Origin of the sequence: Chelativorans sp., assembly GCF_031180965.1 — a bacterium.
Lineage (GTDB): Bacteria > Pseudomonadota > Alphaproteobacteria > Rhizobiales > Rhizobiaceae > Chelativorans.
Genome location: NZ_JAPSLH010000006.1, coordinates 51,357 through 74,343 on the forward strand (window position 1 = coordinate 51,357; position 22,987 = coordinate 74,343).

The window sequence follows — 22,987 nt, forward strand, 5'->3', positions numbered from 1 at the left end:
GCTCCTCGAGAAGGTCAGGATAGCAAAGTCGGACTCATGAGATCAGCTGCCGAAACGAGCAATGAAAGGATCCTCGTTGTGGGCGGCGGCCAGGCGGGCTTCTCCCTGGCCGCCAAGCTGCGCGCCCTGGGGCATGCGGGCCCGATCGCCATAGTCGGCGAGGAGCCGCACATGCCCTATCAGCGGCCGCCGCTCTCGAAAGCGTTCCTACTCGGGGATCTGGAGCGGGACCGGCTTGTCTTCCGGCCGGGCGATTTTTTCGAGAAACAGAATATTGAGCTCGTGCTCGGCTCGCCCGCCAGGGAGCTTGACCCGAAGGCGCGCAAAATCGCCCTAACAGACGGGCGCGAGCTTGCTTATGACGTGGCGGTGCTTGCCACCGGCGCCGAGCCGCGCCGCCTTCCCGAGGCGATGGGCGGCTCGCTTGCCGGCCTCTATTATCTTCGAACCATCGCCGATGCGGAGGCGCTGGCGCCGGCGCTTCAGCCCGGCCGCCATGCGGTGGTGATCGGCGGCGGCTATATCGGCCTGGAAGCGGCCGCGAGCGCCCACAAGCACGGGCTTACCGTCACCCTGGTCGAGGCGACGGAGCGCATCCTGCAGCGCGTTGCCGCGCCGGAGACCTCGAATTATTTCCGCCGGCTCCACAGCCAGAAGGGCGTGCAGCTTTTGGAGGGCGTGGGCGTTTCGGCGCTGATCGGCAGCGGCGGCAGACTTGTCGCCGTCGGCCTTTCCAATGGCGCGGAAATCCCGGCCGATCTTGCCATTGTCGGCATTGGGGTCAGCCCTCGCACAGAGCTTGCCGCGTCGGCTGGCCTCGCAGTGGAAAACGGCGTGATGGTGGACGAGTTCTGCCGAACCTCCGACGAGCGTATCTTCGCGGTTGGCGACTGCGCGTCCTTTCCCCATCGCGGCATGCGGCTGCGCCTTGAAAGCGTGGGCCATGCCATCGATCATGCCGAGCGCGCGGCGGAAATCATCATGGGCGGCGACACGCCCTACAGGGCAAAACCATGGTTCTGGTCCGACCAGTTCCACTGCAAGCTGCAGATCGCCGGCCTCAATCACGGCTATGACGGGGTCTTCGTCCGCCCGGGCACGCACAACGAGTCGGTCTCCCACTGGTATTTCCGCGGCGAGGAGCTTCTGGCGGTCGATGCCATGAACGAGCCGAAGGCCTTCATGCTCGGCAAGCGGATGCTCGAAGCCGGGCGCCTTCCCAAGCCGGAGCAGGTGGTCGATCCTCAGATGGACCTGAAGGCGCTCCTCGGCTGAGGGGGCTCAGAATCTCGGTATGTCCGGAAAGGGCACCTTGCCGCGATGGATATGCATGCGGCCGAGCTCGGCGCATCGGTGGAGCTGCGGGAAGACCTTTCCGGGATTGAGCAGGTGGTTCGGGTCGAAGGCGCATTTGACGCGGATCTGCTGGTTGAGATCCTCTTCCGAGAACATCTCGGGCATCAGGTCGCGCTTTTCCACTCCCACGCCATGCTCACCCGTCAGCACGCCTCCCACCTTGACGCAGAGCCGCAGGATATCCGCTCCGAAAGCTTCCGCCCGCTCCAGTTCGCCCGGCTTGTTCGCGTCATAGAGGATAAGCGGATGCAGGTTGCCGTCACCCGCATGGAAGACATTGGCAACGCGCAGCCCGTATTTCTCCGAAAGCTCGCGCATGCCGGCAAGCACCCGCGGCAGCTCTTTCCGCGGGATCGTGCCGTCCATGCAATAATAATCGGGCGAGATGCGGCCGACGGCGGGAAAGGCCGCCTTGCGTCCGGCCCAGAAGGAAAGGCGCTCCTCGTCGGAACTGGACACGCGGCTTGTCGTGGCTCCGTTGGCCCCGGCGATCGCCTCCACGCGCCCGATCAGGTGATCCACTTCCGCCAAGGGACCGTCCAGCTCGACGATCAGCAGCGCCTCCACGTCGAGCGGATAGCCAGCATGGACGAAATCCTCGGCGGCGTGGATCGCCGGCCGGTCCATCATCTCCATGCCGCCGGGAATAATGCCGGCGCCGATGATGTCGGCCACGCACTGGCCCGCCTGCTCGCTTGAGGGAAAACCGATGAGGAGCGCGCGCGCCGTCTCCGGCTTCTTCAGGATGCGCACCGTGACTTCCGTCACCACGCCGAGCAGGCCCTCCGAGCCGGTCATCAGCCCGAGCAGGTCGTAACCTTCCGAATCCAGATGCTTGCCACCGAGGCGGATCACCTCGCCATTCATCAGCACCATCTGGATTCCAAGTATGTTGTTCGCGGTGAGCCCGTATTTCAGGCAGTGCACGCCGCCCGAATTCTCCGCCACATTGCCGCCGATGGAGCAGGCGATCTGCGAGGAGGGATCGGGCGCGTAGTAGAAGCCTTCATGCTCCACCGCATGCGTGATGCCGAGATTGGTGACCCCCGGCTGCGCGACTACGGCCCGGTTGGCAAAATCGATCTCCAGGATCCGGTTGAAGCGGCTCATGACGAGCAGAACCGCATCCTCAAGCGGCAATGCGCCGCCGGAGAGCGATGTGCCGGAGCCGCGCGGCACCACGCGGATATTGCGCTCGTGGCAGTATTTCAGGATGCGCGAGACCTGCGCCACAGTCTCCGGCAGGACGACGACGAGCGGCATTTGCCGATAGGCGGTGAGCCCGTCGCTCTCGAAGGCGCGCATCTCGTTCTCGGCATCCACCACGCCTTCGCCGGGTACGATGATGCGCATATCGGCCACGATCTCCTCGCGCCGGGCGAGGGTGGCAGCATCCGCTTTGGGCATATGCAGTCCGGACATGGAAACTGTCCCGGTGGCCAGGCGAGCGCGAAGTTTTTCCGCCCGTTTGCCAACTGGTTAAAACATTTGACCAGTGAGCGTCAATCTCGTTAAAGTGCTTTGGCAACCCGATACAGCGTTCCCGTGACCACCATCTATACCAAGATAGAGCACGCCCGCACGGCCGATGCCGTTGTGCGCCAGATCGAGGGGCTGATCCTCGAAGGCGTGCTGCGCGACGGCGATCGCCTGCCCGGCGAGCGGGAGCTGGCGGCGCGCATGGAAGTGTCCCGCCCCATCCTGCGCGATGCGCTGAAAGTGCTGGAGGGAAGGGGGCTTCTGGTCACCCGCCAGGGCGGCGGCACGCAAGTCGCCAATGTGGTGGGCGAGGTCTTTGCCGAGCCCATGCGGGCGCTGATCGCCCGCTATCCCAAGGCCACGGCCGACTATCTGGAATACCGCCGCGAGATCGAGGCGGTGGCGGCCGAGATGGCCGCCCGTCGCGCCACAGAGGCCGACAAGGCGCTGCTTGCCGGGATCGTTTCGCGGATGGAGCATGCGCATTCGGCGGCGGATTTCGACGGCGAAGTGGCTGCCGACGTGGAGTTTCACAACGCGGTCGGCGAATGCACGCACAATTTCGTTTTCCTGCATACGCTGCGCTCCTGCTATCGGCTCCTTGCCGAAGGCGTGTTCTACAGCCGCGCGCATATCTACGACCTGCCGGGCACGCGGGACGCGCTGCTTGCCCAGCACAAGGCCATTTTTGCCGCCATCCGCGATGGCGATCCGGCTGCGGCGCGGACCGCCGCGGTGGCTCACATCGCCTATGTGGAAAAGGTGAATGCCGAAGCCGAGCGCACCGGCGAATGGGAGCGCGTCGCAAGCCTTCGCCTGCGCCACCGCTCGGAGCCGTCGGGCGGCGGACAAAAGCCGAGATCCCGTTCCTCCGCCGGCCGTTCCCCGGCCCCAGTCCGTTCATGACAGGATGATCCGTTGACCGAAGACATGATGAAAAAGCCGCGCGTAGGCTTGTTTGTGACCTGCCTGGTCGATCTGTTTCGGCCGGCTGTAGGCTTCGCATCCGTGAAGCTGCTGGAGGAGGCCGGCTGCGAGGTCGAGGTGCCGATGGCGCAGACCTGCTGCGGCCAGCCCGCCTACAATTCCGGCGACCGGGCGGATACCATCGCCATAGCCAAGAACACGATCGAGAGTTTCGAGGAATATGACTACATCGTCGCGCCCTCGGGCTCCTGCGCAGGGATGCTGAGGAAGCACTACCCCGGCCTCTTCAAGGGCGACGCCCACTGGGAAGCGCGCGCCGCCGCCTTCTCGGCAAAGGTGCACGAGCTCGTCAGTTTCCTGGTCGATGTCATGGGTGTGGATCGCGTCACCGCGGCGCACAGCGGCAGCGTGACCTATCACGATTCCTGCTCGGGCCTGCGCGAGCTTGGCATCCGCGAGCAGCCGCGCCGGCTGCTCGCCACCGTATCTGGCCTGAAGATCAAGGAAATGAGGGATGCGGATGTCTGCTGCGGATTTGGCGGAACTTTCTGCGTGAAGTACCCGGACATCTCCAACAGGATCGTCGAGGAGAAGACGGCAAACATCAGGGCCGCGGGCGCGGACACGCTGATTGCCGGCGATCTCGGCTGCCTGATGAACATGGCGGGAAAGCTTCAGCGCGAGGGCAGCGACATCGAGGTGCGGCACGTTGCTGAGGTCCTGGCCGGGATGGACGATCGCCCGGCGATCGGAAGGGGGCAAGGCTGATGCAGATCACCTCGCCGGCATTTAAGGAAAACGCGCGCGCCGCGCTCGCCGATGCGCAATTGCAGAAGGCCCTCGGCAATGTCCGCGAGGGCTTTATCGACAAGCGCCAGAGGGCGGTCGACGCACTGCCTGAATTCGACGCGCTGCGCGATTCCGCCCGCTCCATCAAGGACCATGCGCTCGCTCATCTCGACCTCTATCTGGAAGCCTATGAAAAGAAGGTGACGGAGGCGGGCGGCCACGTGCACTGGGCCGAGACGGGGGCCGACGCGCGGGCGATCATCCTGGAAATCTGCCGCGCCGCGGGCGCGCGCACGGTGACCAAGGGCAAATCCATGATCACCGAGGAGATCGAGCTTAATCATTTCCTCGAGAAGGAGGGGATTCGCCCCGTCGAGACTGACCTTGGCGAATACATCATCCAGCTGCGCCGCGAGAGCCCGAGCCATATCATCGCGCCGGCCGTTCATCTTACCAAGGAGCAGGTGGAGGCGGATTTCCGCCGGATGCACGACCACCTGCCCTTCGCGCGCGATCTGTCGGAGCCTGAGTCGCTCCTGAACGAAGCGCGGCGCGTGCTGCGCGCGCAATATTTCATGGCCGATGTCGGCATCACCGGCGCCAATTTCCTGGTGGCGGAGACCGGAAGCTCCGTCATCGTTACCAATGAGGGCAATGGCGACCTTACGCAGATCCTGCCGCGCGTGCACGTGGTCGTGGCCTCGATCGAGAAGATCGTGCCGACATTGGAGGATATGGGCCAGATCCTGCGTGTTCTGGCGCGCTCCGCCACCGGCCAGGACATGAGCGTCTACACGACGGTCTCCACCGGCCCGCGCCGGCCGGGAGATCCGGATGGGCCGGACGAATATCACGTCGTCCTCGTCGACAATGGCCGCTCGGCGATGCTCGGAACGGAGTTCCAGGACATGCTGCGCTGCATCCGCTGCGGCGCCTGCATGAACCACTGCCCGGTCTATCACGCGGTCGGCGGCCACGCCTACGGATCGGTCTATCCCGGACCGATGGGCGCGGTGCTGACGCCCTCCCTGGTCGGGGTCGACAAGGCTGGGCACCTCCCCAACGCCTCCACCTTCTGCGGCCGATGTGAGGCGGTCTGCCCCATGCGCATTCCGCTGCCGAAGATGATGCGCCACTGGCGCGAGCGGGAATTCTCGCGCGGCCTCAACCCGGCCACGCAACGCTACGGCCTGCGGGCCTGGGCGCTGTTCGCGCGCCATCCCCGGCTCTATCGCCTCGCCACCGCGATCGCCATTCCGGCGCTTTCCCTGTTCAGTGCCGGGAAGGGGAGGTTTAGGCACCTGCCGCTTGCCGGCGGCTGGACGAAGCACCGCGACATGCCGGCGCCCGAAGGCCGCACCTTCATGCAGCAATGGCGCGACCGCGACGCGCTGAAGCAGGGAGGGCAGGCATGAGCGGGCGGGAAGCGATCCTGAACAAGGTGCGCGGCGCACTAGGGGTTTCCTTCGGCGATGCGTCCCGTGCGAGCGCCGTGGCAAGGCGGCTTGACGATGCCCCTGTCGGCGTGGTGCCCGCGCGCGGGCAGTTGCCGGAGAGCGACCGCATCGCCCTCTTTTGCGCCATGGCGCTAAAGGTGTCGGCCAGCGTGGATCGGGTGAAGGGCCCGGGCGAGGTGCCCGAGGCCGTCGCCGCCTATCTGCGTTCCAAGAACCTGCCCGCCTCCGTGCGCATGGGGGCGGATGAGCGGCTGCAGGCGATGCCCTGGAAGGCGGTCCCGGCGCTGGAGGTGAAATCCGGGCCGGCAGGCGCCGAGGATGAGGTCGGCGTAAGCCACGCCATTGCCGGGGTCGCGGAGACCGGAACGGTGGTGCTTCATTCGGGCGCTGCCAATCCGACCACTGTCAATTTCCTTCCCGAGCACCATATCGTGGTGGTTGACGCCAAGGAGATTGCGGGTGATCTGGAAACGGTGTTTTCCAGGATCCGGCACAGATTCGGCAAAGGGACGATGCCGCGCACGGTCAACCTGATTACGGGCCCTTCCCGCTCGGGCGATATCGAGCAGAAGCTTCTGCTTGGTGCCCATGGTCCGCGCGCGCTGCATTTGATCGTGGTCGATGCCGGGTGAGGGTATCCGCTACGATGAGGCCTCGACGCCCGCGGGCATGCGCGTTTACGCCATAGGCGATATCCATGGCCGCTATGATCTTTTGGCCGAGATGCACCGCCGCATCATGGCCGAGATCATCGACGACCGGCCGGAGGACTGGCGTATCATCTGTCTTGGCGACTATGTCGATCGCGGCCCGGAGAGCAGGCAAGTGCTGGAGTTCCTCTCCCGGTCAAGCGCGGCCGATCCGCGGATCATCTGCCTGGCCGGCAATCATGACCTCGGCTTCCTCTCCTTCCTGGCGCAGCCCCGCGCGGAAGGATTGTTTGCCAACAATGGCGGCGATGCGACCGCCCGCTCCTATGGGGTGGAACTCCAGTTCAGCCCGCGTGAAGCGCTCCAGCGCGGCCATGCGGCGCTGATGGAGGCGATCCCGCAGGAGCACCTCGATTTTCTGCACGGCCTGAAACTGTCAGCCAGCTTTGGCGACCTGTTCTTCTGTCATGCCGGCATCAGGCCCGGCATTCCGCTGGACGTGCAGTCGGCAGAAGATCTTATCTGGATCCGCGAGCGCTTCCGGCATGATCCGACCCTGCACCCGAAGCTGGTGGTGCACGGCCATACGCCTCAGCGCGCGCCCGAGATCATGCCCAACCGGGTAAACCTCGACACCGGAGCCTGGCACTCAGGCCGGCTAACGGCAATGATGTTCGAAGGGAGGCGCAAGCGCCTGCTGGAGGTCGCCGGCTAGTCCGGCGAGACTAGCGCGCGAAAGCGGTGATGCCGTAGCCGTCAGTGGCCTGGTAAACGCCACCGGCGGTCGCGGCATAGATGCCTGCACCGCTCATCGTCACTGCCGTGAACAGCATAAGCGAAAGGATTGCAGCGCGCATCACACTCATCTCTCTTCCGATTTTTTGCGAGCATAAACAGGAGCCGTTACCAATTGGTTCCGGCCAGGCGCCCACATTTGGTTAAAGGTTTCATTGAATCTCGGCGCGCCAGATGAGGCTTTGCCGGCGAAGTTGCAAGATGACTCCCGTGCTCGATTCACAGTTTCGTAGGGGTGTTGCTCTTTTGCAGCGCCGAGCATGGCGGGCGCAGGAAACGGATTGCCGATGGGCCGCAGATGTCGCTCCTCGGCCTGCTGAGACCGGAGGGTCCTCCCATGCCTTTCCAGAACCGCGTCGATCCGTTCGGCGCCATCCACGCTGTTGCCGCTCGCGGCCTCTTCACGGGGAACCGAGGCGTCATTCACGATCCCGGGACCAGAACTCTGCTCAAGCGGCGGTGGACGACGCGCGCATGGCTCATCTGCGAATGCGCCTTTCAGGGCCGCCGGCGCGACGTCATGGGCCGTAACGGCCGCACGGGCGGCGCGGGCTGGACCGAGCTCTTCTTTCTCGACGAGGTGACCGCACTGGCGGCCGGCCACAGGCCCTGCTTCTACTGCCGGCGCGAACGCGCGCAGGCCTTCGCCCGCTCCTTTGCGGCGGGGCAGGGGCGGCATCGGATGTCCGCGCCCGACCTGGACGTCATTCTGCATCGCGAGCGGCGCGCCAGCGGCGGCCCGCTCGTTCGCCTTCCGCCCAGCGAGGCAGCGTCACTCCCGGACGGAGCCATGGTGGAGCGCGACGGCCGTCCCTTCGCTGTTCGCGCCGGGAAGCTTCTGCCATGGGATTTCGGCGGGTATGGCGAAGCCGAGCTCACTGCCGCCTCGGAATTCAAGCTGATCACACCGCCTTCCACCGTTGCCGCGCTCAAAGAGGGCTACCGGCCGGTCTGGCACCCTTCCGCCACCCCTTGACCGCGCGAGGGCGCCGACGCATCAAGCGCCGATGCGGGCGAATTACAGGATGCAGCGGCTCTATCTGCCGGACGACCTCTCGGCAGGGGCCGAGATCGAGACCACGCGCGAGCAGGCGCATTATCTCGCCCATGTGCTGCGTATGCGCGAAGGCAGCGAATTGCTCGTCTTCAACGGGCGGCATGGCGAATGGCTGGCCGAGATCGCCGGCGTCGCGAAAAAGTCCGCCCGCCTGGCGGTGCGCACGCTTACCCGCCCGCAGACGCCGCAGCCCGATCTTCTCTATTGCTTTGCGCCGCTGAAGCAGGGGCGGCTCGATTACCTCGTGCAGAAGGCAGTGGAGATGGGGGCCGGCATCCTTCAGCCCGTCATCACCCAGCACACGCAGGTGCCGAGGATCGGGCTGGAACGCATCGAAGCCAACATCATCGAGGCAGCCGAACAATGCGGCATCATCTCCATCCCCATTGTGCGGGAGCCGCTGAAGCTCGAGAGGATGCTGGAGATATGGGAAGAGGGCAGGCGGCTCGTCTACTGCGACGAGGATGCGCCGGGCAACAATCCGCTGCCGGCCCTCTCAGCCCTTGCCGGCCGGAAGCTGGCGCTGCTTGTCGGTCCGGAAGGCGGCTTCTCGGAAGCGGAGCGCGCAATGCTGCGCGCGCTGCCCTTCGTCGTTCCGGTTCCGCTTGGCCCGCGCATCCTGCGCGCCGACACGGCGGCCGTTGCCGCGCTCGCGCTTATCCAGGCGTCCGCTGGCGACTGGCGCGCCTGACGCAGGCTTCAGAACTTTTCGCTTGATTGGGATTTCGGTCTTCGCCAATCAGGCGATGCTTGGGTCAGGCCGGAGACGACGACAACAATGGCGCGCGATACAACCGACAACCGGCCGATCGAAAAGGCCGACGAACTCGTCGCCCATATCGCCGCCGGCTGCAAGCCGAAGGAAGCCTGGCGCATCGGCACCGAGCACGAGAAGTTCCCCTTCTATGTCGATGGCCACCGGCCGGTCCCCTATGACGGGGATCGCGGCATACGCGCGCTGCTCGAGGGCATGCAGAAGATCCTGGGTTGGAACCCGATCATCGACGGCGGCCGCATCATCGGCCTCGTCGAGCCCACCGGCCAGGGCGCGATATCGCTGGAGCCGGGCGGCCAGTTCGAGCTTTCCGGCGCGCCGGTGGAGACGATCCACCAGACCTGCCGCGAGAGCAATGCCCATCTGGCGCAACTGCGCGAGATCGCCGAACCGCTCGGCATAAGGTTCCTGGGGCTTGGCGGAAGCCCGAAATGGACACTGGCGGAAACGCCGCGCATGCCCAAGTCGCGCTACGAGATCATGTCGAATTACATGCCCAAAGTGGGCAGCCGCGGGCTCGACATGATGTACCGCACCTGCACCATACAGGTGAATCTGGACTTCTCGTCTGAAGCCGACATGCGCCGCAAGATGCAGGTCGGCATGCGGCTCCAGCCGCTCGCCACCGCCCTTTTCGCAAGTTCGCCTTTCACCAATGGCGCCGTGAATGGCTTCCAGTCCTGGCGCGCCGATGTCTGGCGCGACACGGATAACCAGCGCGCCGGCCTGCTCTCCTTCGTATTCTCCGACAGTTTCGGCTTTGCGGATTATGTGGAATGGGCACTGGACGTGCCCATGTATTTCGTCATCCGCAACGGCCGTTATTACGATTGCACGCACGTCACCTTCCGCCAGTTCATGCAAGGGGCGCTGCGCGATTCTGTGCCCGAGGGGATGCCCACGATGGGCGACTGGGCCAACCATCTCTCCACGCTTTTCCCGGAGGTGCGCCTGAAGCGGTATCTGGAGATGCGCGGCGCCGATGGAGGGCCGTGGCGGCGCATCTGCGCACTGCCCGCCTTCTGGGTCGGGCTTCTTTACGACGATGCCGCCCTCGACGCGGTGGAAGACCTGACGAAGGGCTGGAGCTTCGAAGAGGTGCAGAGGCTGCGCGACTTGGTGCCCGTGGAAGGCCTCTCCGTCATGTTCCGCAATCATCGGCTGCGCGAGACGGCTCGCGAGGTGCTGGCGATTTCGCGTATGGGGCTTGCGAACCGCGCGCGCAGGAACCGGGAAGGCTATGACGAGACCGGCTTCCTGAGCCCGCTGGAGGAAGTGGTGGCGCGCGGCACCACCAGCGCCGAGGAAATGGTCACCGCCTACAACACCCGCTGGGGAGGCTCCATCGAGCCGGTTTTCCTGGAACATGCGTATTAGGTGATAAGGCGCTCGGGGACCGCCACCCTCTTTGAGGACCATAGCGGCTGTTGCGAATTTGTCTAATTGTCTAGACGACCGGCACAATTAGAACGCCCCACGGCGTCCTCCTGCCCTGATCACGCTCTCCTTCATTGACTTTCGCCGTCCGGCTACCTATAAGCCCGGCACGTTCGGGCTGGCCGCCCGGCGCGTTGTCGTGCGTCCGCTGCGGTCAAGAATGAATGCTCCTGTTCGGAAGACAGAATGAAGAAGGGCCGCACTCCGCGGTATCTAAATAAATGAAGCGCACTTATCAGCCCTCGAAACTCGTCCGCAAACGCCGCCATGGCTTTCGCGCGCGCATGGCCACCAAAGGCGGCCGCACCGTGATCGCCGCCCGCCGCAATCGTGGCCGCAAGCGGCTGTCCGCCTAGGCGTTCGCCGGGGCCGGGGGCGTTGACTGGCCGAGCGCAGAAGCGTCCGGGGCGGCTTACCAAGCGTGCCGAGTTTCTGGCGGCCCAGCGCGGCATCAAGCGGCGTGGGCGGCTGTTTCTGCTCGAGCTTCTGGAGCGCGGGGATCAGGGTCCGCCGCGCCTTGGCATCACCGTGACCAAGAAGACCGGCAATGCGGTCGAACGCAATCGCATCCGCCGCCGGCTGCGCGAGGCGGTGCGCGTTCATGCCGCCGATGACATGGCGCCCGGCACGGATTATGTGGTCGTCGGACGGCGCGAGATTTTGGACGCGCCCTTCGAGGCGCTGAAGGGCGAGCTTTCGCGTCGCTTCCGCGGCAACAGACCCGATCGCGCGGGCTAAGGACATCCATGGAAAACAATCGCAACCTCCTCATCACGATCGCGCTTTCGGTGCTGATCCTGACCCTGTGGCAGGTCTTCTATGTCAATCCGCGCGTGGAGGCGCAGCGCGAGGCGGCCCGCATTGAGGCGGAGCGGTCGGGACAGGCGGCCCAGCAGGGCGGCCAGACCGCGGCCCAGCAGGAGAACGGCAGCGGCGCGTCGGACATCCCCACGACCGGGACCGGCAGCGCGTCCGTGCCCGGTGGCGCGGGCGCAGCAGCCGGACCGGTGACGCGTGACGCCGCCCTTGCCGCCGGCCAGCGTGTGAGGATCGATACGCCGCGCCTTTCCGGCTCCATCAATCTCTCCGGCGCGCGCCTCGACGACCTGCTGCTCAAGGACTATCGCGTCACGGTCGACGATGATTCCCCCAACATCGAGCTCTTGAACCCCTCGCCGCTCGCGGACGGCTATTACGTCGAGCTCGGCTATGTCGGCAGCGAGGCCAGCGGGAGCGTTCCCGGTCCCGACACCGTCTGGACCGTCGAGCAGGGCTCTGTGCTCTCGCCGGGAAACCCGGTGACGCTGAGCTTCACCAATGATCGGGGGCTGACCTTCCGCCGCACCTTTGCGGTGGACGAAAACTATCTCTTCACCGTCAGCGACACGATCCAGAATGCCGCCGGAGCCCCCGTGGAACTGCGCAGCTACGGCCGCACGACCCGCTTCGGACACCCCGAGACAGCAGGCATCTATATCCTGCACGAGGGCTTCATCGGCGTGCTCGGCGAGGAGGGCCTGCGGGAGGTCGACTACTCCGAAGCCGAGGAGAGCCGCCAAATCCAGCCCGGCACGTCGGCCGATGGCTGGCTCGGCATCACCGATAAATATTGGGCCGTCACCATGGTGCCGCGCGCGGGCAAGGATTTCGAGCCCCGCTTCGCCTATTTCGATGACGGCCGGCAGCGCTTCCAGGCCGACTATCTGACCGGTCCGATCACCGTGGCACCGGGCGCGCAGGCGGCGGTGGAGACGCTTGTCTTCGCCGGGGCCAAGGAGGTCCACGTGGTCGACGGCTACGAGGCGCAATACGGCATCCGCCAGTTCGAACTGCTCATCGACTGGGGCTGGTTCTATTTCATCACCAAGCCGATGTTCTACCTGATCGACTGGCTGTTCAGGCTGCTCGGCAATTTCGGCCTTGCCATCCTCGCCACGACCGTGGTGGTCAAGCTCGTCTTCTTCCCGCTCGCCAACAAGTCCTACAAGTCCATGGCGAATATGAAGATGGTCCAGCCGGCGCTGCTCGAAATCCGCGAGAAATACGCGGACGACAAGATGAAGCAGCAGCAGGCGATGATGGAGCTTTACAAGAAGGAGAAGATCAATCCGCTGGCGGGGTGCTGGCCGATCCTGATCCAGATTCCCGTCTTCTTCGCTCTCTACAAAGTCCTCTATGTGACGATCGAGATGCGCCACGCGCCCTTCTTCGGCTGGATACAGGACCTCTCGGCGCCCGATCCGACGACCATCTTCAACCTGTTCGGGCTGCTTCCTTTCGACCCGTCCCAGGTTCCGGTTCTCGGACCCTTCCTGATGCTGGGCGTGTGGCCGATCATCATGGGCATCACCATGTTCCTGCAGATGCGCATGAACCCCGCTCCGCCGGACCCGACCCAGGCGATGATCTTCAACTGGATGCCGGTGATCTTCACCTTCATGCTGGCGACCTTCCCGGCCGGCCTCGTCATCTACTGGGCCTGGAACAATCTGCTGTCGATCATCCAGCAGGGGGTCATCATGAAACGCCAGGGCGCCAAGATCGAGCTGTGGGACAACCTGATCGGCCTCTTCCGGCGAAAGCCGAAACCGGCGGAATAGGGGCCTCTCCTCGCGGGAGGACCGGCGCCTGCCGCGTCCACCCGCCGATGCCCCGAGGGAGGGTGGCTATCGCGCACCCTGCTTGTCTCCAGGCGCAACTGCGGTGACAATCGGGATATCATCGCCCGGACGGAGGAGCCGCCATGCACGGTCCCAGACCCGAACTGAAGCATCCGCTCATGATGCATCCGCGCGTCGGCTTTCTTAAGCCTCTGGTCGACGCGCCGAACGTAGAGATCGGCGAATACACCTACTACGACGATCCGGAAGGACCGGACCTGTTCTTCAAGAAATGCGTGCTGCATCACTATGAATTCATCGGCGACAAGCTGATTATCGGCCGCTTCTGCGCCATCGCCGAGAATGCGCGATTCATCATGAACGGGGCCAATCATATCCTGTCCGGTTTTTCCACCTATCCGTTCAACATCTTCGGCCATGGCTGGGAGGTCGGCTTCGACGATCAGGCCTGGCGCAACGAGGTTCGTGGCGATACCGTCATAGGCAACGATGTGTGGATCGGCTTCGAGGCGGTCATCATGCCCGGCGTGAAGATCGGCGATGGCGCCATCGTCGGCGGGCGCTCCGTCGTCACCCACGACGTGCCGCCCTATGCCGTGGTCGCCGGCAATCCGGCGCGCACCGTGAAGATGCGCTTCGATGCGGCGACGGTCAGGCGCCTGCTGGAGATCGCCTGGTGGAACTGGCCGGTCGACAAGATCACGCGCAACCTGGATGCAATTCGCGGCAATGACCTGGCGCGCCTGGAGGCAGCGGAGTGAAGGCGGGAGATACGGCTACTGCCGAGCCGGAACGTGCGCCGAGCATGAAATTGTTCGTGCGCCCATGGACCTTCATCCGTGGCGTGCCGGCGATGAAGTTCCTGCCGCCGGAAGGGCCGCCGGAAGTCGCCTTTGCCGGCCGCTCCAATGTGGGGAAATCCTCGCTGATCAATACCCTGGTCGGCCAAAAGGGGCTGGCGCGCACGTCGAACACGCCGGGCCGGACGCAGGAGCTCAACTATTTCGTGCCGGAGGGTTTTAGCGGCGAGGCCGGCGATCTTCCGCCCATGGCGCTCGTCGACATGCCCGGCTACGGCTTCGCCAAGGCGCCGAAGGCGCAGGTGGACGCCTGGACGAAGCTCGTCTTCGACTATCTGCGCGGCCGCGTGACGCTGAAGCGCGTCTACCTCCTCATCGACGCCCGCCACGGCGTCAAGAAGATCGACGAGGAGGTTATGGACATCCTTGACAGCGCCGCCGTTTCCTACCAGGTCGTGCTGACCAAGGCCGACAAGATCAAGCCGCCCGCGGTCGCGCGTCTCATCGAGGAGACGCGGGCGAAGCTTGCCAAGCGCCCGGCTGCCTTCCCTGAGGTGCTCGCCACCTCGTCGGAGAAAGGCCTCGGCATGGAAGAGCTGCGCGAGGCGATCATCCGCGCCGTCAAGGACAATCTCTAGCTGCCGGCGAAAGGGGTCTCTGCCCTAAGCCGCCGTCTCCGGCCTGAACGCCAGGGCCACCCCGTTTATGCAGTGGCGCTTTCCGGTCGGCGGCGGACCGTCGTTGAAGATATGGCCGAGATGCCCCCCGCAGCGCCGGCAATGGCATTCGGTGCGCGCCATGAAGAAGGAATTGTCCTCCTTGGTGCCGATGGCATTGGGAAGGGACTCCCAGAAGCTCGGCCAGCCTGTGCCGGAATCGAATTTCGCCTTGGAGGAATAGAGCGGCAGGTCGCATCCGGCGCAATGGAAGGTACCGGCGCGCTTTTCCTCGTTGAGCGGGCTGGTGAAGGCCGGCTCGGTGTCTTCCTCGCGCAGCACGGAATATTGGTCGGGTGACAAGGTGGCGCGCCATTCGGCGTCCGTCTTGGTGATCTCGAATTCTTCGGCCATGGCGCGTCCGCTCTGTTCTTCGCGCAGGATGAGGGCTCCGCCGGCGAGGGCGGCAATCGCACCGGCGCTGCCAAGGAGAAAATTGCGGCGTCTCATGAGCTGCCTCTCCGTTACCTCCCCAAAGGGTAGGCCAGAAGGGCCGCGGCGGCAAATCACTGGGGCGTGAGGTTCGGAAGATCACTTCGCCGTTGCGTGCGCGACTGAATGCTATATGGAGACGGGCGTCCATAGAGCAGGGCGCGACGACCATGACGGAAATCACCGAAACCGCCGAAGCGCAGGCGCGGCTCCTCTCTGCGGCGCTTCCCTTCATGCAGCGCTACGAGAACAAGACCGTCGTGATAAAATATGGCGGCCATGCCATGGGTGATGTCGCCCTCGGCCGCGCCTTTGCACGCGACGTAGCGCTTCTGAAACAGTCCGGCGTGAATCCGATCGTCGTCCACGGCGGGGGCCCGCAGATCGGCGACATGCTGAAGCGGCTGGGCATCGAATCCAAGTTCGAGGGCGGCCTGCGCGTGACCGACCGGCGCACCGTCGAGGTGGTGGAAATGGTGCTGGCCGGCTCCATCAACAAGGAGATCGTCGCGCTCATCAATGCCGAGGGCGAGTGGGCGATCGGCCTTTGCGGCAAGGACGGCAATATGGTTTTCGCCGAGAAGGCCAGGAAGACGATTACGGATCCGGACTCCAATATCGAGCGCGTGCTGGACCTTGGCTTTGTCGGTGAGCCGGTGGAGGTGGACCGCACGCTCCTGGACCTCCTTGCCCGCTCGGAGATGATCCCCGTCATCGCGCCCGTCGCACCCGGGCGCGATGGTCACACCTACAACATCAATGCTGACACTTTTGCCGGCGCCATCGCCGGCGCCGTCCAGGCAAGCCGCCTCCTTTTCCTCACCGACGTTCCCGGCGTGCTGGATCGCGATAAGAAGCTGATCGACGAGCTGACGGTCTCGCAGGCCCGCGCGCTGATCAGGGACGGTACGATCTCGGGCGGCATGATCCCCAAGGTGGAGACCTGCATCGAGGCCATCGAGCGCGGCGTCGAGGGCGTCGTGATCGTGAACGGCAAGACGGCCCATGCGGTGCTTCTGGAGCTCTTCACCGAGCATGGCGCGGGAACCCTGATCGTCCCCTGAGCGGTGGGTTCAGACAAGCACGAGAACAAGGATGCCTGCCACGATCAGCAGGCATCCGGCCACCTCCGTGCGGTTGATCTGCTCGCGGAAGAAGTAGACCGACGAGGCGAAGGTGAAGATCATTTCGATCTGGGCCAGCGCCTTCACCACCGCGGCCTGTTGCAGCGTCATGGCGGCGAACCAACCAAAGGAAGCGGACGCGCCGACCAGGCCGACGAAGAGCGACGGCTTCCACGCTTTCCCGATGCGGCCGATCTCCGGGCGGTCGCGCCAAAGGATCCAGGCGAGCATCACGACGGTCTGGAAGAAGATGGTGAAGAGCAGCGTCGTGGCCGCCTGCATCATGAAATTGGGGCCGCCGAGCGAGAGCGAAGCGGCACGGTAGGCCACTGCCGCCACGCCGAACAGCGTTCCCGATGCAAGGCCGATCAAGGCGTTGCGGCTGACGAGCGAGACGAGGAGATTGCGCCAGCTCATCGGCACATGGGCGACCGAGATCAGCATGACGCCGAGGACGGTGATCGCGATCGCGATCAGCGAGCCCGGCCCGGAGAGTTCATGCAGGAAGATGAGGCCGAAGACGGCCGCCTGCGCCGGCTCGGTACGGGAATAGGCAGTGCCCACCGCAAAGTTTCGGAAGGAAAAGAGGTGCAGCAGCAGGAAGGTCGCGGCGATCTGCCCGAGGCCTCCCAGCACCACCCAGCCGAGGAAAGCCGGGTTGATCTGCGGCAGCGGATAGCCGGCCAGCCCATGCAGCGCGAGCACGAAGAGCGCGGCGAAGGGCAGGCCGAAGCCGAAGCGCACGAAGGTCGCGCCCGTCGTGCCCATCACGTTCTTCAGGTGCTTTTGCGCCGTCGAACGCAGATTCTGCAGGAGCGCGGCGGCGATGGTGATCGGGATCCAGAGTTCCATGGAAAGTGCGGCAAGTGGGATACCGCGAGGCTTAGACCGGCAATCCGCCTGGCGCAATATGCGTCTCATACGCGATGACGGGAGGTCTTTGCGCGTGGGTCGGCTGGCGCCGCCGGATCATCTCGTTTGAAAAGCGACGGCGACCTGCCATAAGGGGCTATGACGAACCTTCCCGATCCCTCGCGTTTCGCCCATGTCACCGATTGGGTCTTCGACCTCGACAACACGCTCTACCCGCACCACGGCAATCTGTTCTCGCAGATAGATGTCAAGATGACGGCCTATGTCTCGGAACTCCTGCATCTGCCGCGGGAGGAAGCGCGGCTGTTGCAGAAAGAACTCTACCGCGATCACGGAACGACGCTGCGCGGACTGATGGAGCGCTACCAGATCGATCCCGATGATTTTCTCGAGAAGGTGCATGATATCGACTATTCGTGGATCGAGCCCGATGCTGCGTTGGGCGAGGCCATTCGCGCGCTGCCGGGGCGCAAGTTCATTTTCACCAATGGCAATCGCGGCCATGCCGAGCGCGCGGCGCGCCAACTCGGCATACTCGACCATTTCGAGGACATTTTCGATATCGTCGCCGCGGGGCTGCAGCCGAAGCCCTCGAAGGAGAGCTACGACCTCTTCGTGGCGCTCCATGCGATCGCCGGCCCGAATGCGGTGATGTTCGAGGATCTGGCGCGCAATCTTCTGGTGCCGAAGGAACTGGGCATGACGACCGTGCTCATCGTGCCAAGGAATTTCGAGCCGACATTTTCGGAGATTTGGGAGCGCGACGCGGGCAGGGAAGACCACGTCGATTATGTGACGGATGACCTGACGAGCTTCTTGCGGGCAATACTGGCGCCCGCCACGCCGTAGCTATCGCTTCGACCGGTCGGTCGCCCGTTCCATTGCCTTTTCGGTGTCGCTCTTTTCCCGCGGCCGGGTCTGCGTGCCCAGCCCGCGATTGGCGCGCACATCGTCCTCGATCTGCTCCGCGGGGCCTTCCTTCCCGGCATCCTTCGCCTGGTCCGGCTGCGGCTTTGTCGGATGGCCGAGATCTTTCGACTGCTGGGCATCCATCATGTCGTCTTCGGGAACGCTTCGGGACATCGCAAAACTCCTTCTCTCCCGGGCAGAACGTCCTCCTGCCGCGCGCGTTCCCGGGCGAGGCGGCTTTTCCTCCGCCTCGCCCGATGGCGCTCAGTGCTGGTGACCGCCGCCGCGTCCGGTGCGCGCCGGCAGCACGGGCAGGCTGAGATCGACCTTACCCGCCTTCTCGAACTCCAGTGTGACAGGAACTTCGGTGCCTTCGGCAAAGGGCGCGCTCACCTCGAGGAACATGAGGTGCAGCCCCCCTGGTTCGAGCTCGGCGCTCCCGCCGGCGGGGATCTCGAGCCCGCCTTCCAGCGGCCGCATCACCATCACCTCCCCCTTCATCTCCATCGTGTGGATCTCCACCTTTCCGGCGGCGGGCGAAGTCACCGCAACCAGCCGGTCCGCCTCGCTGCCATCGTTGCGGATCGTCATATAGGCCCCCCCGGTGGGCTGGCCGGGCAGCATCGCCCGCGCCCAGGGCTCGGCGATGCGCAGCTCGCCGGCGGATATTTCCGCCGCGCCGTGCTGGTGATGCCCGTCCGCCTCGCCGGCAGCAATGGTCACGAAGGGAGCCGGGCGTTCCAGCGCATGCGGATCCTGCCCGTCCGCTGCCTGCTCCACCCATGCCTCCTCTTTCCCCGAGGGGCAGGTCTGCACGGTGTTGAAGAAGAGCCGCTGGCCTTCTTCGACCTCCGCCAGCGTCCCGCGCAGCGTGAATTCGTCATAGTGCTCGTCGGCAAGACTGCCGCCCGTCCAGGTCACGGCGACGGGTCCGGACGCCACCTCGTCCCCGTGCAGCTGGTAGGTCCTGCCATAGTCGCCCTTTTCGATCTCGACCGTCCAGCCGGGCTTCGGCATGGGTTTGACGCCGACAAATCCTTCGGGGATCTGGACGCGGACGGAGATGGTGGGCTCGCCCTCGCAGCCATGCGGCACGCCGAGCACCGCCTTGTAGGTGCCAGGGGTGGCATCGCTCTGCTGCAGCGAGACATGGGCAAGTGCGGGGATGGCGGACGAAAGGAGGAGTGTTGCCGCGCAAGCGGCCAGGCTGAAGTTGTGCATGATATGCCTTCCTGTTCTGCGTGATGGTCATGGCCGCCAAAAAACCGGCCGGTGCTCACGCGGGAAGGGGCGGTCCTCGAATCGCGGGCGGTGCCTCGCCGGCCGGGGCGGCGAGCCTTGTTCCAGCCGGGATCGCGGTCGGCAGGTCTCTCTCCGGTGGGATGACCGCCGGCGCCGCGCTCGCCGCCGTGCCGAGAAAGCCGGCAAGCCCGCACAGGTGCCCCGTAGGGCAGAGCGGGCAATCCGGACCGCCGGCCGGCGGGTGGTCCGCCGGCGCTGGCGAGGAATGGTCGGTGCAGATGACAAGGAGGTCGGCGAACGTGGCGTCCTTAGCCGCCGCAACAGGCTGCAGGAGGCCGAGCAGCACGGCGAGAGCGCCGACAAGGGCGAAGAGCCCCCTGTCGCGCCGCAGCGCCGCGAACCAGCTTTGATGCGAACCTGCACCTTTCATTCAGTTTTTGTAGCGAAGGGGGACCGGCTGCGCCAGCGCTTGTTGCTGCGACATGCCCGCGCTCCCGTCACAGCAAGGATGGAGAGCTTACAGCTGGTAGAAGTCGGCTATGTATTGCCAAGCCTCCTCGGCGGTCTGGGCAAAGCTGATGAGATCTTCGTCGCCGGGTGAGATCGTACCCTGCTCGGCGAGGAACTCCAGATTGATGGCGCGTTCCCAGAACTCCCTGCCGAAAAGGATCACCGGCATCCGCTCCATGCGCCCGGTCTGGATGAGGGTGAGCGATTCGAAGAGTTCGTCCATGGTGCCGAAGCCGCCGGGGAAGACCGCCAGCGCTTTGGCCCGCATCATGAAATGCATCTTGCGGACGGCGAAATAGTGGAAGTTGAAGCAGAGTTCGGGCGTCACGTATGGATTGGGCGCCTGCTCGTGCGGAAGGACGATGTTGAGGCCGATCGACGGCGCCCCGCAGTCCGCGGCGCCGCGATTGCCCGCCTCCATCACCCCCGGCCCGCCGCCGGTCGCCACCACATACTCCCGGTAGTCGTATTTGGCCGATTGCTCCGAGCACAGGCGGGCGAATTTGCGCGCCTCGGCATAGTAGAGGCTGTTCTTTTCGAGGTTCCTTTTCTGCACCTCGTTCTTCGCCGCCCAGGCCTCGCCGCCCGGCTCGGGGATGCGCGCGCCGCCGAAAAGGATGACGGTGGAGCGGATGCCGCGCTCGGCCAGCACCATTTCCGGCTTGAGCAGCTCCAGCTGCAGGCGCACCGGCCTCAGTTCGCGCCGGGTCATGAATTCTTCGTCGTCCCAGGCGAGCCGATAGGTCTCCGCGCGCGTCTGCGGCGTATCCGGCACGCTGCGGGCGCGCTTCAGATCCTCGTCGGAATGGGGAAGCGGCGTCCAGCCCGTCTTGTCATCCGGATTCATTTTCGTTCCCGTGTTCCTGCGCGGCGGCCTGCTCGCTGCGATTGACCCTCTTCGGCGCATCGCATAGGTTCCGCGCCGGTTGCCATTCCGGCACGTCCCAACCTATGGGGTAGCCCTTAACAGCTCATGTAGCGGAGAGAATTCGCTGATGAAGAGTTCCGACGTCGCCGCGCTCGAACGAGTGGTGGAAAACGCCTTCGAAAACCGCGATTCCGTCAGCACCGAGACCCGCGGGGAGGTGCGCGAGGCGGTCGAGGCCTCCTTGGACCTGCTCGACAGCGGCGCGATGCGCGTGGCCGAGCGGCGGGAGAATGGCGACTGGCACGTGAACCAGTGGCTGAAGAAGGCGGTGCTCCTCTCCTTTCGGCTCAATCCGATGCAGATCGTCAAGGGCGGGCCGGGCGAGGCGGTCTGGTGGGACAAGGTGCCGTCGAAATTCGACGGCTGGAGCCCGAACGAATTCGAGAAGGCGGGCTTCCGTGCCGTGCCCAACTGCGTCGTGCGCCGCTCGGCCTATATCGCGCCGGGCGCGGTGCTGATGCCCTCCTTCGTCAATCTCGGCGCCTATGTCGGTCGCAACACCATGGTCGACACATGGGCGACGGTCGGCTCCTGCGCCCAGATCGGCGAGAACGTGCATCTTTCCGGCGGCGTCGGGATCGGCGGTGTTCTGGAGCCGATGCAGGCCGGCCCGACCATCATCGAGGACAATTGCTTCATCGGCGCGCGGTCCGAGGTCGTCGAAGGCTGCATCGTGCGCGAGGGTTCGGTGCTCGGCATGGGCGTCTTCATCGGCAAATCGACCAAGATCGTCGACCGCGAGACGGGCCAGGTGTTCTATGGCGAGGTGCCTCCCTATTCGGTCGTCGTTGCCGGCACGATGCCGGGCAAGAACGTCCCGGGCGAGAACTGGGGGCCGAGCCTTTACTGCGCCGTCATCGTCAAGCGGGTGGACGAGAAGACGCGCTCCAAGACCTCGATAAACGAGCTCCTCAGGGACTGATCGGTTCGCACGTGAACAGGGCGCAGCTCACCTGGGTTTTCTTCAGCTTTTCCGGACGGGTCAGCCGCGCTCCCTATTTCCTGGCCGGCCTGCTGCTTGGCCTGTTCCAGATGTTCGCCTTCTACCGCTTCCTGCTGGCGCCGGAGGGAAGCGACACGCAGGCCTTCTGGGAGGGCCTGCTGCTTGCGATCCTGGTGGTCTCCATCTGGTCGCATCTGGCTCTCGCGGCAAAGCGGCTGCACGACTTCGGCAAGCCGGGCGTTCTGGCGATCCTGCTCTTCATCCCGGTCGTCTCGATCCTCGCCTTCATCGCTCTTTGCCTCTATCCCGGCGATGAGGCCGCCAACAAATATGGCGAGCGCACCAACGCTCCCGCATAGGCTCTTGGGCGTCGCATCCGAAAAAGCGGCTTTTCCTCCTTCGCACCGCGATCTACCATCGTCTCGCAATTCAGCTCGGCTGTGGAGAGAAGGAGGAGGAAATGCCCGGCAAGAAGATCCTGATGCTGGTGGGTGAATTCAGCGAGGAATATGAGATCTTTGTCTTCGAACAGGCCATGCACGCCGTCGGCCACACCGTCCACGTGGTCTGCCCCGACAAGAAGGCCGGCGAAGTGATCAAGACCTCACTGCATGATTTCGAAGGCCACCAGACCTACACCGAGAAGCTCGGCCACGACTACGCGCTCAACAAGACCTTCTCGGAGGTTCGGCCGGAGGACTATGACGCGGTCTACGTGGCCGGCGGACGCGGGCCGGAATATATCCGCATCGACAAGCGCGTGCAGGCGATCGTGCGCCACTTCCATGAGGCCGGGAAGCCGATCTTCACCATCTGCCACGGCGCGCAGGTGCTGATCGCGGTGGACGGCGTGGTGCGCGGCAAGGAAGTTGCGGCGCTGCAATATTGCGAGCCGGAAGTGACGCTCGCCGGCGGCATCTATGTCGACGTCCCGCCGACCGGCGCGCATGTCGATGGCAACCTCGTCTCGGCAAAGGGCTGGCCGGGTCTGGCGGCCTTCATGCGCGAATGCCTGAAGGTTCTCGGCACCGAGATTCGTCACGGCGAGACGATCATTGCCGGTGGGGCAGAGCGGAGCGCCGCTGCCTGAGCCGTTGCGCTGCGGCGGGCGGCGATGGTCGCGCGCCCGCCGCATGTGAGAATTCGCCGCGCGCATCGGAGCGGCGT

General features: G+C 64.8%; 27 protein-coding genes. 19 read left to right on the plus strand and 8 right to left on the minus strand.

Annotation, left to right across the window (positions count from 1 at the left end):
* Nucleotides 1-36 precede the first annotated feature (36 nt).
* Entirely contained in the window at nucleotides 37-1,275 is a 1,239-nt protein-coding gene (locus tag RIN79_RS06475) for an FAD-dependent oxidoreductase (RefSeq protein WP_309083820.1), read from the plus strand.
* Between the two features lie 6 nt (nucleotides 1,276-1,281).
* On the opposite strand, the gene RIN79_RS06480 is transcribed toward RIN79_RS06475, so the two are convergent.
* A complete protein-coding gene (locus RIN79_RS06480; protein ID WP_309083821.1) occupies nucleotides 1,282-2,778 on the minus strand; it encodes an FAD-linked oxidase C-terminal domain-containing protein in 1,497 nt (498 codons plus the stop codon).
* 123 nt (nucleotides 2,779-2,901) lie between these two features.
* Here RIN79_RS06480 and RIN79_RS06485 point away from each other — a divergent pair, with 123 nt between their 5' ends.
* The 5 genes from RIN79_RS06485 to RIN79_RS06505 are packed head-to-tail and all read left to right on the plus strand — an operon-like array spanning nucleotide 2,902 to nucleotide 7,373.
* Nucleotides 2,902-3,741 (plus strand): FCD domain-containing protein, encoded by an 840-nt coding sequence (locus tag RIN79_RS06485; protein ID WP_309083822.1) that lies wholly within the window; start codon nucleotides 2,902-2,904, stop codon nucleotides 3,739-3,741.
* 24 nt (nucleotides 3,742-3,765) lie between these two features.
* On the plus strand, nucleotides 3,766-4,530 hold the full coding sequence (locus RIN79_RS06490; protein WP_309083967.1) for a (Fe-S)-binding protein: 765 nt from the start codon (nucleotides 3,766-3,768) through the stop codon (nucleotides 4,528-4,530).
* Nucleotides 4,530-5,966, plus strand: coding sequence for a LutB/LldF family L-lactate oxidation iron-sulfur protein (locus RIN79_RS06495; RefSeq protein ID WP_309083823.1), 1,437 nt, complete (start codon nucleotides 4,530-4,532; stop codon nucleotides 5,964-5,966). Before RIN79_RS06490 ends, RIN79_RS06495 begins: the two co-directional genes overlap by 1 nt.
* Complete coding sequence (locus tag RIN79_RS06500) at nucleotides 5,963-6,640, plus strand: lactate utilization protein (RefSeq protein ID WP_309083824.1); 678 nt, start codon at nucleotides 5,963-5,965, stop codon at nucleotides 6,638-6,640. The genes RIN79_RS06495 and RIN79_RS06500 overlap by 4 nt, the downstream gene beginning before the upstream one ends.
* Nucleotides 6,630-7,373: a metallophosphoesterase family protein gene (locus RIN79_RS06505; protein ID WP_309083825.1), complete on the plus strand. Its 744-nt coding sequence runs from the start codon at nucleotides 6,630-6,632 to the stop codon at nucleotides 7,371-7,373. Before RIN79_RS06500 ends, RIN79_RS06505 begins: the two co-directional genes overlap by 11 nt.
* A 10-nt stretch (nucleotides 7,374-7,383) precedes the next feature.
* Here the strand turns inward: RIN79_RS06505 and RIN79_RS06510 are convergent, their stop codons facing one another.
* Nucleotides 7,384-7,515, minus strand: coding sequence for a hypothetical protein (locus tag RIN79_RS06510; RefSeq protein WP_309083826.1), 132 nt, complete (start codon nucleotides 7,513-7,515; stop codon nucleotides 7,384-7,386).
* 275 nt (nucleotides 7,516-7,790) lie between these two features.
* Here RIN79_RS06510 and RIN79_RS06515 point away from each other — a divergent pair, with 275 nt between their 5' ends.
* From RIN79_RS06515 to yihA, 8 genes are all read left to right on the plus strand, one after another.
* Complete coding sequence (locus RIN79_RS06515; protein ID WP_309083827.1) at nucleotides 7,791-8,429, plus strand: hypothetical protein; 639 nt, start codon at nucleotides 7,791-7,793, stop codon at nucleotides 8,427-8,429.
* Between the two features lie 31 nt (nucleotides 8,430-8,460).
* Nucleotides 8,461-9,201 carry a 16S rRNA (uracil(1498)-N(3))-methyltransferase gene (locus tag RIN79_RS06520; protein ID WP_309083828.1) on the plus strand — a complete coding sequence of 247 codons (741 nt, stop codon included), beginning with the start codon at nucleotides 8,461-8,463 and terminating at the stop codon, nucleotides 9,199-9,201.
* A gap of 87 nt (nucleotides 9,202-9,288) precedes the next feature.
* Nucleotides 9,289-10,662 carry a glutamate--cysteine ligase gene (locus RIN79_RS06525; protein ID WP_309083829.1) on the plus strand — a complete coding sequence of 458 codons (1,374 nt, stop codon included), beginning with the start codon at nucleotides 9,289-9,291 and terminating at the stop codon, nucleotides 10,660-10,662.
* A gap of 281 nt (nucleotides 10,663-10,943) precedes the next feature.
* Nucleotides 10,944-11,078, plus strand: coding sequence for a 50S ribosomal protein L34 (rpmH, locus tag RIN79_RS06530; RefSeq protein ID WP_309083830.1), 135 nt, complete (start codon nucleotides 10,944-10,946; stop codon nucleotides 11,076-11,078).
* Nucleotides 11,079-11,100: 22 nt separating this feature from the next.
* The gene (gene rnpA / locus RIN79_RS06535) at nucleotides 11,101-11,460 is read left to right on the plus strand and encodes a ribonuclease P protein component (RefSeq protein ID WP_309083831.1); all 360 of its coding nucleotides are present in this window, start codon (nucleotides 11,101-11,103) and stop codon (nucleotides 11,458-11,460) included.
* An 8-nt stretch (nucleotides 11,461-11,468) separates the two neighbouring features.
* A complete protein-coding gene (gene yidC, locus RIN79_RS06540; RefSeq protein WP_309083832.1) occupies nucleotides 11,469-13,322 on the plus strand; it encodes a membrane protein insertase YidC in 1,854 nt (617 codons plus the stop codon).
* A 143-nt stretch (nucleotides 13,323-13,465) separates the two neighbouring features.
* Nucleotides 13,466-14,104: a CatB-related O-acetyltransferase gene (locus tag RIN79_RS06545; RefSeq protein WP_309083833.1), complete on the plus strand. Its 639-nt coding sequence runs from the start codon at nucleotides 13,466-13,468 to the stop codon at nucleotides 14,102-14,104.
* A gap of 44 nt (nucleotides 14,105-14,148) precedes the next feature.
* Nucleotides 14,149-14,781, plus strand: a complete 633-nt coding sequence (gene yihA / locus RIN79_RS06550) for a ribosome biogenesis GTP-binding protein YihA/YsxC (protein WP_309083834.1) — start codon at nucleotides 14,149-14,151, stop codon at nucleotides 14,779-14,781.
* 24 nt (nucleotides 14,782-14,805) lie between these two features.
* Here the strand turns inward: yihA and msrB are convergent, their stop codons facing one another.
* A complete protein-coding gene (gene msrB, locus RIN79_RS06555) occupies nucleotides 14,806-15,309 on the minus strand; it encodes a peptide-methionine (R)-S-oxide reductase MsrB (RefSeq protein WP_309083835.1) in 504 nt (167 codons plus the stop codon).
* A 152-nt stretch (nucleotides 15,310-15,461) separates the two neighbouring features.
* Here msrB and argB point away from each other — a divergent pair, with 152 nt between their 5' ends.
* Nucleotides 15,462-16,355 carry an acetylglutamate kinase gene (gene argB, locus RIN79_RS06560; protein WP_309083836.1) on the plus strand — a complete coding sequence of 298 codons (894 nt, stop codon included), beginning with the start codon at nucleotides 15,462-15,464 and terminating at the stop codon, nucleotides 16,353-16,355.
* Nucleotides 16,356-16,364: 9 nt separating this feature from the next.
* Here argB and RIN79_RS06565 read toward each other — a convergent pair whose 3' ends face one another.
* On the minus strand, nucleotides 16,365-17,267 hold the full coding sequence (locus RIN79_RS06565) for a DMT family transporter (RefSeq protein ID WP_309083837.1): 903 nt from the start codon (nucleotides 17,265-17,267) through the stop codon (nucleotides 16,365-16,367).
* Nucleotides 17,268-17,426: 159 nt separating this feature from the next.
* Here RIN79_RS06565 and RIN79_RS06570 point away from each other — a divergent pair, with 159 nt between their 5' ends.
* Nucleotides 17,427-18,137 carry a pyrimidine 5'-nucleotidase gene (locus RIN79_RS06570; RefSeq protein WP_309083838.1) on the plus strand — a complete coding sequence of 237 codons (711 nt, stop codon included), beginning with the start codon at nucleotides 17,427-17,429 and terminating at the stop codon, nucleotides 18,135-18,137.
* On the opposite strand, the gene RIN79_RS06575 is transcribed toward RIN79_RS06570, so the two are convergent.
* The 4 genes from RIN79_RS06575 to RIN79_RS06590 all read right to left on the minus strand — a co-directional run bounded on the left by RIN79_RS06575 (nucleotide 18,138) and on the right by RIN79_RS06590 (nucleotide 20,796).
* Complete coding sequence (locus RIN79_RS06575; protein WP_309083839.1) at nucleotides 18,138-18,371, minus strand: hypothetical protein; 234 nt, start codon at nucleotides 18,369-18,371, stop codon at nucleotides 18,138-18,140.
* Between the two features lie 90 nt (nucleotides 18,372-18,461).
* Entirely contained in the window at nucleotides 18,462-19,418 is a 957-nt protein-coding gene (locus RIN79_RS06580) for a DUF1775 domain-containing protein (protein WP_309083840.1), read from the minus strand.
* Between the two features lie 55 nt (nucleotides 19,419-19,473).
* Nucleotides 19,474-19,869, minus strand: coding sequence for a hypothetical protein (locus RIN79_RS06585; protein WP_309083841.1), 396 nt, complete (start codon nucleotides 19,867-19,869; stop codon nucleotides 19,474-19,476).
* Nucleotides 19,870-19,956: 87 nt separating this feature from the next.
* On the minus strand, nucleotides 19,957-20,796 hold the full coding sequence (locus tag RIN79_RS06590) for an LOG family protein (protein ID WP_309083842.1): 840 nt from the start codon (nucleotides 20,794-20,796) through the stop codon (nucleotides 19,957-19,959).
* Nucleotides 20,797-20,944: 148 nt separating this feature from the next.
* Here RIN79_RS06590 and dapD point away from each other — a divergent pair, with 148 nt between their 5' ends.
* From dapD to RIN79_RS06605, 3 genes are all read left to right on the plus strand, one after another.
* Nucleotides 20,945-21,799 carry a 2,3,4,5-tetrahydropyridine-2,6-dicarboxylate N-succinyltransferase gene (gene dapD, locus RIN79_RS06595; RefSeq protein ID WP_309083843.1) on the plus strand — a complete coding sequence of 285 codons (855 nt, stop codon included), beginning with the start codon at nucleotides 20,945-20,947 and terminating at the stop codon, nucleotides 21,797-21,799.
* Between the two features lie 11 nt (nucleotides 21,800-21,810).
* On the plus strand, nucleotides 21,811-22,179 hold the full coding sequence (locus tag RIN79_RS06600; protein ID WP_309083844.1) for a DUF805 domain-containing protein: 369 nt from the start codon (nucleotides 21,811-21,813) through the stop codon (nucleotides 22,177-22,179).
* Nucleotides 22,180-22,280: 101 nt separating this feature from the next.
* Nucleotides 22,281-22,910 carry a DJ-1/PfpI family protein gene (locus tag RIN79_RS06605; RefSeq protein ID WP_309083845.1) on the plus strand — a complete coding sequence of 210 codons (630 nt, stop codon included), beginning with the start codon at nucleotides 22,281-22,283 and terminating at the stop codon, nucleotides 22,908-22,910.
* Nucleotides 22,911-22,987 lie beyond the last annotated feature (77 nt).